This is a genomic window from Microbacterium sp. ZW T2_14, assembly GCF_044987405.1.
Taxonomy (GTDB): Bacteria; Actinomycetota; Actinomycetes; order Actinomycetales; family Microbacteriaceae; genus Microbacterium.
Map to the genome: position 1 here is coordinate 107,517 of NZ_JBJDRK010000004.1, position 14,260 is coordinate 121,776.

Annotated in this window: 13 protein-coding genes; all 13 read right to left on the reverse strand. The window is 68.7% G+C overall.

Going from position 1 to position 14,260, the window contains the following annotated elements:
* Window positions 1-65: 65 nt before the first annotated feature.
* Window positions 66-284 carry a hypothetical protein gene (locus ACI3KY_RS02755; RefSeq protein ID WP_404928668.1) on the reverse strand — a complete coding sequence of 73 codons (219 nt, stop codon included), beginning with the start codon at window positions 282-284 and terminating at the stop codon, window positions 66-68.
* 171 nt (window positions 285-455) lie between these two features.
* Complete coding sequence (gene tuf / locus ACI3KY_RS02760; protein ID WP_194414510.1) at window positions 456-1,649, reverse strand: elongation factor Tu; 1,194 nt, start codon at window positions 1,647-1,649, stop codon at window positions 456-458.
* Window positions 1,650-1,808: 159 nt separating this feature from the next.
* Window positions 1,809-3,923 (reverse strand): elongation factor G, encoded by a 2,115-nt coding sequence (fusA, locus tag ACI3KY_RS02765; RefSeq protein WP_404928669.1) that lies wholly within the window; start codon window positions 3,921-3,923, stop codon window positions 1,809-1,811.
* An 80-nt stretch (window positions 3,924-4,003) separates the two neighbouring features.
* The gene (rpsG, locus tag ACI3KY_RS02770; RefSeq protein WP_055962856.1) at window positions 4,004-4,474 is read right to left on the reverse strand and encodes a 30S ribosomal protein S7; all 471 of its coding nucleotides are present in this window, start codon (window positions 4,472-4,474) and stop codon (window positions 4,004-4,006) included.
* Window positions 4,475-4,479: 5 nt separating this feature from the next.
* Window positions 4,480-4,848 (reverse strand): 30S ribosomal protein S12, encoded by a 369-nt coding sequence (rpsL, locus tag ACI3KY_RS02775; protein ID WP_018187369.1) that lies wholly within the window; start codon window positions 4,846-4,848, stop codon window positions 4,480-4,482.
* Between the two features lie 323 nt (window positions 4,849-5,171).
* Entirely contained in the window at window positions 5,172-5,828 is a 657-nt protein-coding gene (locus ACI3KY_RS02780) for a hypothetical protein (RefSeq protein WP_404928670.1), read from the reverse strand.
* Complete coding sequence (locus ACI3KY_RS02785; RefSeq protein WP_404928671.1) at window positions 5,828-6,442, reverse strand: hypothetical protein; 615 nt, start codon at window positions 6,440-6,442, stop codon at window positions 5,828-5,830. Before ACI3KY_RS02785 ends, ACI3KY_RS02780 begins: the two co-directional genes overlap by 1 nt.
* Entirely contained in the window at window positions 6,439-7,266 is an 828-nt protein-coding gene (locus ACI3KY_RS02790; protein WP_404928672.1) for a hypothetical protein, read from the reverse strand. Before ACI3KY_RS02790 ends, ACI3KY_RS02785 begins: the two co-directional genes overlap by 4 nt.
* Window positions 7,267-7,274: 8 nt before the next feature.
* The gene (locus tag ACI3KY_RS02795) at window positions 7,275-8,642 is read right to left on the reverse strand and encodes a hypothetical protein (RefSeq protein ID WP_404928673.1); all 1,368 of its coding nucleotides are present in this window, start codon (window positions 8,640-8,642) and stop codon (window positions 7,275-7,277) included.
* Window positions 8,639-8,935 (reverse strand): hypothetical protein, encoded by a 297-nt coding sequence (locus ACI3KY_RS02800; protein WP_404928674.1) that lies wholly within the window; start codon window positions 8,933-8,935, stop codon window positions 8,639-8,641. Before ACI3KY_RS02800 ends, ACI3KY_RS02795 begins: the two co-directional genes overlap by 4 nt.
* 74 nt (window positions 8,936-9,009) lie before the next feature.
* Complete coding sequence (locus ACI3KY_RS02805) at window positions 9,010-9,297, reverse strand: WXG100 family type VII secretion target (RefSeq protein ID WP_194414517.1); 288 nt, start codon at window positions 9,295-9,297, stop codon at window positions 9,010-9,012.
* Between the two features lie 110 nt (window positions 9,298-9,407).
* Window positions 9,408-13,883 (reverse strand): FtsK/SpoIIIE domain-containing protein, encoded by a 4,476-nt coding sequence (locus ACI3KY_RS02810; protein ID WP_404928675.1) that lies wholly within the window; start codon window positions 13,881-13,883, stop codon window positions 9,408-9,410.
* The coding region (locus tag ACI3KY_RS02815) for an FHA domain-containing protein (RefSeq protein ID WP_404928676.1) at window positions 13,880-14,260 on the reverse strand (381 nt) is incomplete at its 5' end. The genes ACI3KY_RS02810 and ACI3KY_RS02815, both read right to left, overlap by 4 nt.

Sequence of the window (14,260 nt, forward strand, 5' to 3'; positions counted from 1 at the left end):
GTAATAGATCCGGAAACGCGAAAACGGCCCGGTTCGACCCGGGCCGTTCCGCTGGCAGCTGCGCGCTACTGGTTGCCGACAGCTCCGTCGACGTTCCCGCGGATGTCCTCCACGGTGGCGTGGTGCTCCTCCGGCACGACCTTCTTCGCGAGCCCGGAGGCGCCGTCCAGCACCTTGTCGCTGATGTCCTCCGCCTGCTCCGACTTCAGGAACTCGTCGATCTTGTCCTTGTTCTGCTCGTAGAGACCCTTGCCCTGATTGACGAGGTCATCGAAACCGCCCATGCTCACTCCTTCAGCCGCCCCCGGCGAGGCGTCAGCACCATCTTGGCCGGACGGATGCCGCGGCGAAACCCTCCTCGATGCGGGGGCGCGAGACGCTGCGAGCCGGGCACGACAGAGGGGGCCGGACCCTTGCGGGTCCGACCCCCTCTGGGATCAGCAGTTGCGAAGAACTTACTTGATGATCTTCGTGACCGTGCCGGCGCCGACGGTGCGGCCACCCTCACGGATCGCGTAGCCGAGGCCCTCCTCCATGGCGATCGGCTGGATCAGCTCGACCGTCATGTCGGTGGTGTCGCCGGGCATGACCATCTCGGTGCCCTCGGGCAGCGTGATGACGCCGGTGACGTCGGTGGTGCGGAAGTAGAACTGCGGACGGTAGTTCGTGAAGAACGGGTTGTGACGGCCGCCCTCCTCCTTGGACAGGATGTACGCCGTGCCCTCGAAGTTGGTGTGCGGGGTGACCGAACCGGGCTTCACGACGACCTGGCCGCGCTCGACGTCGTCACGCTTGGTGCCGCGCAGGAGCAGACCACAGTTCTCGCCGGCCCAGGCCTCGTCGAGCTGCTTGTGGAACATCTCGATACCGGTGACGATCGTCTTCTGCGTCGGGCGCAGACCCACGATCTCGACCTCGGAGTTGATGGCCAGCGTGCCACGCTCGGCGCGGCCCGTGACGACCGTGCCACGGCCGGTGATGGTGAAGACGTCCTCGATCGGCATGAGGAACGGCTTGTCCTTGTCGCGCACCGGGTCGGGGATCGACTCGTCGACCGCCTCCATGAGCTCGAGGATCTTCTCGGTCCACTCGGCGTCGCCCTCGAGAGCCTTCAGGCCCGAGACGCGCACGACCGGAGCGTTGTCACCGTCGAAGTCCTGCGACGACAGCAGCTCGCGGACCTCGAGCTCGACGAGCTCCAGGATCTCCTCGTCGTCGACCATGTCCGACTTGTTCAGCGCGACCAGCAGGTACGGCACGCCGACCTGCTTGGCGAGCAGCACGTGCTCGCGCGTCTGCGCCATCGGGCCGTCGGTGGCGGCGACCACGAGGATCGCGCCGTCCATCTGAGCAGCACCGGTGATCATGTTCTTGATGTAGTCGGCGTGACCCGGGGCGTCGACGTGAGCGTAGTGACGCTTCGGGGTCTCGTACTCGACGTGCGAGATGTTGATCGTGATGCCGCGCTGGCGCTCCTCGGGAGCGGAGTCGATCGACGCGAAGTCGCGCTGCACGTTGGTGGCCGACGGGTACTTGTCGGCGAGCACCTTCGAGATCGCTGCGGTGAGCGTGGTCTTGCCGTGGTCGACGTGACCGATCGTTCCGATGTTCACGTGCGGCTTGGTGCGCTCGAACTTGGCCTTAGCCACTGGGTCCTCCTCAGGACGTTCGTGTAGAACTTCCGGACGCTGGTGTGCGCCGGTCGCCTACGGGGATATCTCCACCTTAGTGGAGACGGTTCTGGTGATTCTGTGTGAAGTTGTGCCCCCGGGATGCCTCGTCACCGAGGCATCCCGGGAGAAAAGGGCTTACTCGCCCTTGACCTTCTGGATGATCTCGTCGGCCACGGCGCGAGGAACCTCGGCGTAGCTGTCGAACTCCATCGAGTAGACGGCGCGGCCCGAGGTCTTCGAGCGCAGGTCGCCGATGTAGCCGAACATCTCGGACAGCGGGACCAGCGCGCGGACGACCTTGACGCCCTGCGCGTCTTCCATGGACTGGATCTGGCCACGACGCGAGTTCAGATCGCCGATGACGTCGCCCATGTACTCCTCGGGAGTACGCACCTCGACCGCCATGAGCGGCTCGAGGATGACGGGGTTCGCCTTGCGGACGGCCTCCTTGAAGCCCATCGAGCCGGCGATCTTGAACGCCATCTCGGACGAGTCGACGTCGTGCGACGCGCCGTCCGTGAGGATCGCCTTCACGCCCACCATGGGGTAGCCGGCGAGCACGCCGACGGCCATCGCGTCCTGGAAGCCCTGGTTGGTCGGCTCGATGTACTCGCGCGGGATGCGGCCACCGGTGACCTTGTTCTCGAACTCGTACGTCTTGTCGGCCGTGACCGCGAGCGGCTCGAGCGCGAACTGGATCTTCGCGAACTGACCCGAACCACCGGTCTGCTTCTTGTGCGTGTAGTCGTGACGCTCGACGACCTTGCGGATCGTCTCGCGGTACGCCACCTGCGGCTTGCCGACGTTGGCCTCGACCTTGAACTCCCGCTTCATGCGGTCGACCAGGATGTCGAGGTGCAGCTCGCCCATGCCCTTGATGACGGTCTGACCGGTCTCGGAGTTCTGCTCGACGCGGAACGTCGGGTCCTCCTCGGCGAGCTTCTGGATCGCGAGACCCAGCTTCTCCTGGTCGGCCTTCGTCTTGGGCTCGATCGCGACCTCGATGACCGGCTCCGGGAACGTCATCGACTCGAGGACGACCTGGTTGGTGCTGTCGGACAGCGTGTCACCCGTGGTGGTGTCCTTCAGGCCGATGACGGCGTAGATGTGACCGGCGGTGACCGAGTCGACCGGCATCTCCTTGTTGGCGTGCATCTGGAAGATCTTCCCGATGCGCTCCTTCTTGCCCTTGGTCGCGTTGACGACCTGGGCGCCGGAGTCGAGGTGACCCGAGTACACGCGGATGTACGTGAGGCGACCGAAGAACGGGTGCGTCACGATCTTGAACGCGAGCGCCGCGAACGGCTCGTCACGGTCGGCGTGACGCTCGATGATGATCTCTTCGTTCTTCGGGTCCTTCGCCTCGATGGCGGGGACGTCGAGGGGCGACGGGAGGTAGTCGACGACCGCGTCGAGCATGGGCTGCACACCGCGGTTCTTGAACGCCGAGCCGCAGAGCACGGGGTAGAGCTCCGAGGCGATGGTGAGCTTGCGGATCGCGCCCTTGATCTCGGCGACCGTGAGGCCTTCGCCACCGAAGTACTTCTCGAGCAGGTGCTCGTCGGACTCGGCGACCGTCTCGAGCAGCTTCTCGCGGTACTCGGCCGCCTTGTCGGCGAGCTCGGCCGGGATCTCCTGGATCTCGTACTTGGCGCCCATGGTCACGTCGCCCTTGGCGTCGCCGGGCCAGACCAGCGCGCGCATCTCGACGAGGTCGATGACGCCCACGAAGTCGTTCTCCGCGCCGATCGGCAGCTGGATGACGAGCGGCTTGGCCTTCAGGCGGTTGACGATGGTGTCGACCGTGAAGTAGAAGTCGGCGCCCAGCTTGTCCATCTTGTTGACGAAGCAGATACGGGGCACGTCGTACTTGTCGGCCTGACGCCACACGGTCTCGGACTGGGGCTCGACGCCCTCCTTGCCGTCGAAGACGGCGACGGCACCGTCGAGGACGCGGAGCGAGCGCTCCACCTCGACCGTGAAGTCCACGTGACCGGGGGTGTCGATGATGTTGATCTGGTTCTTGTCCCAGAAGCACGTCACGGCGGCGGACGTGATCGTGATGCCGCGCTCCTGCTCCTGCTCCATCCAGTCGGTGGTGGCAGCGCCGTCGTGCGTCTCGCCGATCTTGTGGTTGACGCCCGTGTAGAACAGGATGCGCTCGGTCGTCGTCGTCTTGCCGGCATCGATGTGCGCCATGATGCCGATGTTGCGGACCTTGTTGAGGTCGGTGAGCACTTCTTGTGCCACGGGGGTCTGTCCTTACTTGTGGTGACGGATGTCGCGGACCCGCCGCTCCCGTGGGTTCCACGGGAGCGGCGAGAAGGCTGTTACCAGCGGTAGTGCGCGAAGGCGCGGTTCGACTCGGCCATCTTGTGGGTGTCCTCGCGGCGCTTGACCGCGGCACCCAGGCCGTTCGACGCGTCGAGGATCTCGTTCTGCAGACGCTCGGTCATCGTCTTCTCACGACGACCCTTCGCGTAGCTCACGAGCCAGCGCAGCGCCAGCGTGTTGGCGCGGTGAGGCTTGACCTCGACCGGCACCTGGTAGGTCGAGCCACCGACACGGCGGCTCTTGACCTCGAGGGTCGGGCGCACGTTGTCGAGCGCCTTCTTGAGCGTGGCGACGGCGTCCTGGCCGTTCTTCGCCTCCACGCCCTTGAGGGCGGTGTAGACGATCGACTCGGCGATCGACTTCTTGCCGTCGACGAGGATCTTGTTCACCAGCTGGCTGACGATGGGTGCGCCGTATACCGGGTCGTTGACGACGGGGCGCTTCGGGGCGGGTCCCTTACGAGGCATCTTTCTCAGCCCTTCTTCGCGCCGTAGCGGCTGCGAGCCTGCTTACGGTTCTTGACTGCCTGGGTGTCCAGGGCGCCACGGACGATCTTGTAACGCACACCGGGGAGGTCCTTCACACGACCGCCACGGACGAGCACGAGCGAGTGCTCCTGCAGGTTGTGACCCTCACCGGGGATGTACGCGGTGACCTCGGTGCCGTTGCGGAGCTTGACACGGGCGACCTTGCGCATCGCCGAGTTCGGCTTCTTCGGGGTGGTGGTGTACACACGGGTGCAGACACCCGCCTGCTGCGGGTTCGCCTTGAGCGCCGGCGCCTTGGTCTTGGTGACCTTGGGCGAGCGACCCTTGCGAACCAACTGCTGAATGGTTGGCACGTTCTCTCCTTGTCGATCTGCGCGGTTGTGACGCGCAGCTGCTGCACGGTGACAGCGTCGTGGTTTCACCACAAACCCACCGGCGCGACAGCGTGCTGTCGGGCGTTTCGTGGTGGATATGCCGTGGGGGTGGCCTGTTCGCAGGCCGTTCCCTGAGATGCGGCGCCCGTCCGGCCGCCGACACGCCGAGGCACGTCGGACGGCGCGCGTGAGCGCACACCCGCTCTATGATACGCGGGATTCGGAGGTCGGGCAAACGCGGGACGGATGCCGGGTCTCAGCGGCCCCTCGTATCGGCTCCGCGGCGCGAACTCCGCGATGGGTCACGGCTTCGGAGCCACCCAGCGCATCGTGCTGAGGATCACGTCGCCCGTCTCGAGCAGGACCTCCGTGACCGCGGCCGCGTCCGGCGCGGCGGGCTCGTCGGGCAGCGACACCCCGTCGAGGTTCATCACGGTGAAGACGAAGTGCAGCGCGCGGCGGGTGTCGGCCTCGCCCTCGACCGGCACGACATAGTGGCGCACCCGGGTGCGCAGCGCCGGCTCCCCCGGTTCGCCGTCCATCTGCTCATCGCGGGTCCACCGCCACATCGTCGTCTCGGTGAACTCCGGCATGTCGACCGGCGCGTTGCGGGCGAGGCGGCGGATCGCAGCATCCCACGAGACTTCTGCCGGGCGCACGAACGGCGCCACGGTCAGCACCGCCGGCAGCGGGTTGCCGCGGATCAGCGGGGGGAGGTAGGCGTCGAACGCGCGCGAAGCCCGCAGTGCCGACCGCAGCTGCGAGATCATGCCTCTCATCTGCAGCACGAGGTCGGGACGACCGGCCTCCTTGAAGCGCGCCACCGCCGCCTCTGCCATCTCGTCCGCCAGCACCGAGGTCGGCACCCGACGCCAGCCGGCCGGGCACAGCAGGCGGTACGGGGTGGGCGCGGTGGGCGCCGGCTTCTCGACGCCGAGCAGCTCGTCTCGCAGCGACATCAGCGCCCGCCTTCGGATCCGGCCGACGACGACTCCGAGAGCGCGGCGTCCGCGATGGCGGCGAACAGGACATCGGTGTCGACGGCGCGCGCGTTCGCGGCGGCCGGGTCATGGTCGTTCGTCACGACGTAGCAGACCCACGCCGGCGCGACGCCGAGCCATTCGATGCGCGGCATGGGCACCGGGTCCTCGTCCGCGTCGTTCCGCAGCACCAGGACGAGCGTGCGCCGGCGCGCCGCCGAGACGAAGCCGGGAACGTCGAGCCGCTCCAGCACGGGGGTCACCGCCGTGAACCCGGTGTCGGGCAGAAGATCGGCGGCATCCGTTCCATCCGGCGTGCGCGTCTCGAGATAGACGTCGACGAATCCGGTCGGCACGCCGTCGATCGGGTAGTGCCAGAAACGGCCCCACACGTGCGCGGCGGGAAAGAGCGCCACCGACTGGGCGGCGTCACGGACGACCGGTGCGACGACATCCGCGTCCGGGCGGCCCCGCGTCGTCTCGTCGGCGAGCCAGTCGGCCCACGATGCCGCATCGGCCCATCGGGTATCCACGTAGTCGAGCGGCACGCGGATCCAGCGGTTCGAGTCGTACTCGATGTCGACGAGCGTCACGACGCGTCGCCCGCCCAGACGACCGGCGGCTTCTTGCGCCGCAGGCGACGTGCGTCCTGAGGACGGATGATGCGCTTCTCCTCCAGCACCGTCAGCACCACGTCGTAGGACTTGTCGGCGCTGCCGCGCTCGGCGGGGCTCAGCTTCAGAGCCACACCGGCCCACCACTGCTCCACCGGATCCACCACAGGCTCGGTCGCATGGACGAATTCCGGCGATGCCAACGCGTCGCGGTCCATGCGTCGCGCGTAGACGGCCAGCGCGATGGCGCCGAGGATCGCGGCCGCGAGCAGGCACACCCCCGCGATCGGCCCCCACGGCTCGTAGACGTCGACCTCGTCCCAGCTGAACACGATGAACGCCAGCGCCACGGCCCAGAGCACGGCGAGGAAGAGGTACATGCGGAACCCATTGCGCGTGCGGGAACCGAAGTACTTCGAGCGAGGCCGCGTCCGTTCCTGGCTCACCAGGCCGACCAGGCTGACGACGGCGAGCACGCCGACCCACAGCGCCCCCGCATCGACATCGACGGCGACGCGGCCGTTGCGCGGGGACGGCAGGATGAACGACACCGCGATGACGCCCACCAGGAACGCCACCACCAGCACGACCTCTCGCCAGCGCGGCAGCCCGCCCCCATCCTTCGGCTGCGGCAGCGCGGCGCGCGCGCCCTCGGCGCGATCCAGCTCACCCTTCAGACGGGGAACCGCCACGACGAACGCGCCACGCGACGCATCCACCACGGCCCCGAGCGGCTTCATCCGCTCGAGTTGTGCGGACCGGCGTCCGATGTCGGCGCGCACACCGCCTTCCAGATCCGACACATGGGCTCCTATCGGGCGAACGGGTTGAAGTCGAGCAGCGGCAGGTCCGACACCGTCGGCAGCTCTCCGCCGAACCAGCCTGCCACGGCGCTCGTCGACTGCTCGACGCCGTTGACGAAGTTGAGCACATTCACGCCCTGCGCGATCCGCCCCGCCGCGTCGACGGTCTCCACCCACGTCGTCGCCGCGACCCGCGGCACCCCGCTGGTCGGCCAGGCGGTGAAGATCCGCTCCGAAAGGCTCAGCGCCTGCCCGTCGAGCCTGGCGCCGCCGGCGCGGATCGCGTTCCACGCACCCTGACCCCAGTTGCCGATGCTGGACTGAAGGAAGTCGTCGGCGAGATCCGTCGCGCGCGAAGCACGCGCAGCCTGACCGCCGCGGACGCCTCCTGCGCCGGCGATCGTGCGAAGCCCATCCTCGACCGCGTTCCGGCCGGCACCGATCACGCTCTCGGTGGCCGTGCCCATTCCCGCCGCTGCCCGCAGCGCCGGGAAGAACGCCATTCCCCCGCCGCGCATCGCCTTGAAAACGCCGCCTGCGAACGGCAGCACGGCGACGACGTCGAACACGAGGTCCCAGATGGCGACGCGTTTCGAACCGGCGACCATCATTCCGATGTGGATCACCAGCGTCAGCACCGCCGCGACCGTCGCCGCGACGAGGAGGAAGACGGCGAGCGGTCCGGTCGCGATGAGGGCGGCGATGACGAGGATCGTCCCGATGACGGTGAGCGCCTGCGCGAGGAAGTCGAAGGCGTCCTCCCACGGGTTGTCGTCGATGCCCGACGTCGTGTACGCGCTCTCGAGGTCGCGCACTGCAGCCTCGTACGCGTCCTCCCAGACGCCGTACCCGGACTCGAACGACGTCCAGAGCCCGTCCAGCTCCCCCTCGCGCAGTCCCTCGGAGTGACGCGCGTCGGAGACGGCGTCGTCGGCATTCGCGAGCTGCTGGTCGGTCGCCTCGTCCTGCCACGGCCACGGGTTGCGCAGATCGTCCGCGGTGCCCTCGGCATCCTGGCGCGCCTCGACGGCGGCGTTGTGCCGGTCGATCGCGGTCCAGATGTCGTCGATCAGCGGGTTCACCGTGCGCGTCTGCGCGGTCAGCAGCGCGCCGGCGTAGGTCACGAGCACGGGTCCGGAGGCCGTGTAGCGCTTGGCCACCTGCCCGAGCAGGTGCGACAGCTCCCCCGCGTCCTCGCGGATCGCGTCGAGCCCCTCGGCCTTGTAGCGCTCCTCGCTGGACAGCTTCTTCAGCTCTCCGGAGGTCCACTCCATCCGCTGGCCGATGAGCGTGTAGCTCTCCCCGGCCGCCTGGATGTCGCCCGGGTCGCCGTCGAGCGCCTCGAGCCGGAAGTGACGATTGGGTGAGTAGGTCATTCCGGGTCCTTCGCAAGCTCCACGTCGAGTTCACCGATGGTGTCGACGAAATCCTTGAGGTGCTGATGCACCTTCTCGAGATCCTCTACGACGACTTCGCGATTGCCGTCCCAGCCCGACTGGAACTCGTCGACCTTGTCGCGAAGCTCCGACCGTCCCGCGGGCCGACCGACCGCGTCCGACACGTCATCGGTGTCGCCGCCGATCTCCTCGAACTCGGTCTTGAAGGCCCCGAGTCGCGTCACCATCGTCCGCAGGTCGTCGAGATCGACGTCGATTCCGTCACCAGCCATGCGCGCAGCCCCTCTCGAGATGGACAGATGGATGCCGGCGGCCAGGGCCGCCGGCATCCATCAGAGAAACAGTGTCAGTTGCCGGCGAGTGCCTGGTCGGTGTCCTTGATCGCCTGCTGCATCTTGCGCAGCGACTCGCCCATGTCGGAGATGCCCTCGATGGCCTTCTCCAGGCCGGTGGTGAGCTCGTTGTAGCCCTCACCGAACTTGCCCGACGCGTGCTGCGTCTTGAAGTCGTCGCCCAGCAGACGGTCCACGTCGCTCTTGAGGCGACGCAGCACGTCGCCGATCTCCTCGCGACCGGAGTCGAGCTTGCCCGACATGGCCTCCATCTCACCGTAAGACGCCTTGAAATCAGCCACGATCCGTCCCTTTCTTGAAACCAGTGGACCCGATCAGGTCCACGGACAGGCTACGACACCGGGCCGCATCATCCACATGGGGAACATTCCCCATGTGGATGACTTCGCACTCAGCCGACCAGCGCGAGCTGCACCGTGACGAAGCGCCCGTTCTCCACGAACAGGCCTCGGCCGGGCGGGAACTCGTGGCGCTGCACCTTGGGGAACGGCACCTTGAAGAGCGACTCGCCGTCGTAGCTCTCGGGTCGCAGCGCGATGCCGTGCCTGCCGGCCTTGAGCTCGCCGATCAGTCCGTAGCCGCCGGACAGCTGCGTCACGTCGCCGTCCGCGACCAGGAAGTGGTCGCTTCGGTTGATGGCCTGGAACAGCTCCTTCAGCGGGCGCTCGGCATCGGTGTCGCCGAACTCGGTGATGTTCTCGACGACGATCGCGATGCGGCTGGACAGCGTCTCGTCGGCCACGATCTCCTTGAGCTCCTTGGCGAGCGCGCGGACATCCTCGATGCCGATGGCCGAACGTCGCCACGCCCGGTCGTCCCGCAGCACGGCGCGCCGGCCGCCGAAGTGGAACAGCTCCACCTTCGGATCGAAGCGCTCCAATGCCCGCACGATGCCGCGCACGGCGGTCGTCTTGCCGGACTGGGGCGGCCCCGCCACCACGAACGTGCCGACCGGCTCGAAGCCCTTCGGACCCAGCGTGTCGTCGCCGATGCCGAGCACCGGAAGGTCGTCGATCCGATCGGGGAGGGACGCGGCATCCAATTCCGTGGGAAGCGAGCCGATGTTGCGGGCCTCGACCGCACCGGCGGCCCGCAGCGCGGCGGCGAACTGCGCGGCGGCCGCGTTCTGCTCGGCGACGTTCGTGGTGCCCCCGATGACGGCGATCTGCGTCTCGAGGCCGTCCACGATGGCGCGGCCCGGGACGCTCCGCTCGTTGAGCACGTCCTTCGGCACCCCCAGGATCGAGTACGCGCCCTCGTCCGACATGCGCAGCACGACACGCTTCGTGACGTTGGCGCTCACGGCGGTCGGCACGGCGCCATAGCGGTCGGCGGTCGCGACGACGTGGATGCCCAGCGGGCGGCCTTCGCCGAGGATGCGCATGAAGATGGAGTAGTACGCCGCGCGGGCGGAGGTCGTCTCCCAGTCCTGCTTGAACACGCCGAACCCGTCGAGCAGGAGGATCACGCGCGGCTCGTCCACGTCGCCGGTGATGGCGCGGTACTCCGTCAGCGACGCGGCGCCCGCCTCGGAGAACCGCCTGCCGCGGTCGTCCAGCATCTGCCGGATGGTGCGCAGCAGGCGCTGCACGCGCTCGACGTCGTCGCCCGAGACCACCGAGCCCACCTGCGGCATCGTCTCGAGCGAGCGCAGCGCGCCGGTGCCGAAGTCGATGCCGTACACCGCGACGCGCCCCGCCCCCGGTCGCGCCCCCGCGGCGATGCCGATCGTGCGCAGCGTCGCAGACTTGCCGGCGCCGCTCGTGCCGTAGACGAGCATGTGGCCGTCGGTGTCGGGGCTGAAGAACACGGCCTCCTGCAGCTGCCGCTGCGGGATGTCCGCGAGGCCCAGCGGAATCCGATCGTCGCCGGTCATCGGCAGGTTCCGCAGGTCGATGGACGTCGCGAGGTCGTCGAGCCAGGGCCGACGCGGAGCCGGGATGCCGGCCTCCGCCGCCGCGGCCACCAGATTGGCCACGAGGCGCTTCTGGTCGTTGGGTCCGAGATCCTCGTCGTGCGTGTCGGACTCACCCTCGCCGTCGGTCTCCCAGAGCGCCACCGAGCCGAACCGCAGCTCGGCGACGCGCACCTGCGCGTGCTCGGGCTGATCGGTCGTCCAGCCGCCGGCATAGCCGGACTGGAACGGCACGAGCCGGCCGGGGCCCGTCTTGGCGATGCCGCGACCGGGGATCGACGGGTCGAAGGTCGAGGCGACCGCGTCGCCGACGACGTCGTTCGAGTCCGCAGCATCCGCCATGCGCAGCGCGACGCGCAGGTTGGTGTTCGCGCGCAGGTTGTCTTTGATCACACCGGCGGGGCGCTGCGTGGCCATGATGAGGTGGATGCCGAGAGACCGGCCCCGCTGCGCGATGTCGACGACGCCGTCCACGAACTCCGGCACTTCGGTGGCGAGCGCCGCGAACTCGTCGATGACGAGAACGAGGGCCGGCGGAGTCTCGGGGTCCTGCCGCTTCTCGAGCTCGAGCAGGTCCTTGGCCTTCTTGCGGTTGAACAGATGCTCGCGGTGGTGGAGTTCCGCTCGCAGGCTCGTGAGTGCCCGACGCACGAGGTGAGGGCTCAGGTCGGTCACCAGGCCGACCGTGTGCGGCAGCTCGACGCAGTCGGCGAAGGCGGATCCGCCCTTGTAGTCGACGAACAGGAAGGTGACCCGGTCGGGACTGTACTCGGCCGCCATGCCCAGCACCCACGCCTGCAGGAACTCGGACTTGCCCGAGCCGGTGGTGCCGCCCACGAGGGCGTGCGGACCCTGCGTGCGCAGGTCGAGCGACATCGCGTCAGGGCTCCCCTGCCCGATGTAGGCCTTGAGGGTTCCGGCGCGCTTCAGCCGCGGCCTCGGGCCCCTCGTGCGGTCGATGACGGAATTGTTCTGCCGCCACCGCTCGATCGCGGCCTGCGGCTCGGCGGCCATGTCGGTGCCGATCAGGCGCAGCATCGACACGCTCGCCGGCAGATCGGACGAGTCGGCCGCGACCGAGCTGGAGTCCACGACGGGTGCGAGGCGCTTCGCGAAGATCTCCGCGTAGCCGCGCGAGACGCCCTCGATCTGCACGGTGTGCGCGCGGTGGCCGGCGCGCACCCAGCCGACCATGGCGTCGTCGAGTCCCCCCGACACGTCGATGAAGGTGCGGCACGCGGCCGGCAGCGACTCCACGGTCGGTGCGACGAAGATCGTGTACACGCCCGCATCCGGTCCGCGTTCGATCACCTGCGTGAGGCGGGGGCGGTCGACGGGCGCGTCGTGGGTGACGAACAGCACGAGCGACACATCGGCCACATCGGAAGCGTCGCGTCCCTCTCCGACGCTCTTGCCCAGCGCCATCGACGTCTCGCTCTCGGCCACCGGCCCGCGGCGGGTCGCCGATCCCGAGAGGCGCTCGAGGATCGCCTCCTCCAGACCGTTCAGCAGGGCCGTGCCCGCCGACTGGCTGTCGGCGAGGGCCATCTCGGCGAACGGCGAGCGCGGGCTGGTCGTGTGTGGCAGCCACTTCATCCACTCCATGTCGCCGGTCCACGCCGGGTCGATGATGGCAGCGGTGACGACCTCGTTCGGGGCGTGCAGGCCGAACAGCTGCACACCGAGGCCGCGTACGACATCGGCGGCCAGTTCGCGCGGTCCGGCGATGCCGATGGCACCCGCCGAGGGCAGCAGCTCGATGGCGGGCACGTCGTCGAGCTGCGCGAACCGTTCGCGCAGGCCCCGTACCTGCTGGGCGTACTGCGCGATGCCGCGCTGGTCGTTGGGCTCCTGGACGGTGTTGCGGCTGTCGGCGGTGCCGACGCCGAGCCGGAGGCCCAGGAAGTTCCAGTGCTCCGGTCGCCGGGTCCACAGCAGCGGCCCGAGCGACATCGCGTTCTCGTAGATCGTGGCTGTCGCGGGCGCCTCCGCGCGGCGGCGCTCGCGCTCCAGTCGCTCCTCAGCCTCGAGGGTCTCTTCGAGCTCGTCGATCTGCGACTCGAACGTCTCGATCTCGAGCTCCAGCTTCTTGCCCTGCTGGGTGCGCTGGCCGATGAAGTTGCCGAGCATCATCAGCGGCGCCATCGCCACGATGAGCAGCGACGTCGGGCGCTGCGTCATCGCGAACATCGCGAAGCCGAGCAGCACCGGCGCCATGATCATCGGCCAGGGGAAGATGCGGGGGTCGGCTTCGTTGGGGATGATCGGATGCCGGAACTCGCGGCCGGTGTAGCGGTCCTCCACCCGCGGCGAACGGTTGAACATCAGCGCCCCGCCGCGTTCGAGCACGAGGGAGTCGTCGGTCTGCACACGCGGTGCGAGCGCGAACGACACCTCCGTGGCGCCGAGCGTGATGCGCTGCCCCGGCTGCACGCGCACGCGCTGCACGAGACCGCCGTCGACGATGAGCCCGTTCGCCGAGTTGAGGTCGATGAGGTCGATGCCCTGGTCGACGTCGACGCGGGCATGGCGCTTCGACACCAGCGGGTCGTCCAGCAGCACCTGCGCCGGCGCCACACGGCCGATCACGCTCGATCCCGCCGGCAGCGGGATCGTGCGGCCGGCATCGGGTCCGGAATGGATGCGCATGACGGCGGCGGTGGCCGCGGCATCCATCCCCGGCGCGAGGGCGGGGACGATGGACGCGTCGAAGCCCGACCCGATGGGTGCGTCGGCGATCGGCATCGCGGGGTTCAGATGCACCGGCTGGCCCGCCGGCGAGGCCACCAGCAGCGTCGGCGCCTCGCTCGCATTGACCCCGCCGGGGGACGCGAGCGCATCGCCGACGGCGAGGGTGCGCGCGACGTCCTGCACGGTGGCCGTCGCGTCGGCGGTCACGAGAACGTCGACGGACGATCCCACGCCGCGACGCAGGCTCAGCTTCAGCTTCACGAATCGGCACCTCTCGCCACGAGTTCGAACGACCTGCCGCCCACCTGCACCGACCAGCCGATCGGCACGCGCGCGGCCTGTCCGGCCGGCACGTCGACCACGTCGCCACCCGGCGACACCAGCTGGGTGCCGTTGCGGGATCCGCGGTCGGCGACCCACAGTCCGTCGGTGTCCTGGCCGAACGCCGCATGCGTCTTCGACATCAGCCGCTGCGGATCCTCGAGGCGGACGAGCGCGTCGACCTGCTCGCCCGCGGCCGGCTCGGGATCGCGGCCGATCAGCCCGCGCGCCGGGACGCGCACGATCGACCCGTCGTCGAACCGGATCATCGCCTGTGCGCGACGGGATCCGACCGGGCCGGTTCCGGCCGTCACCCC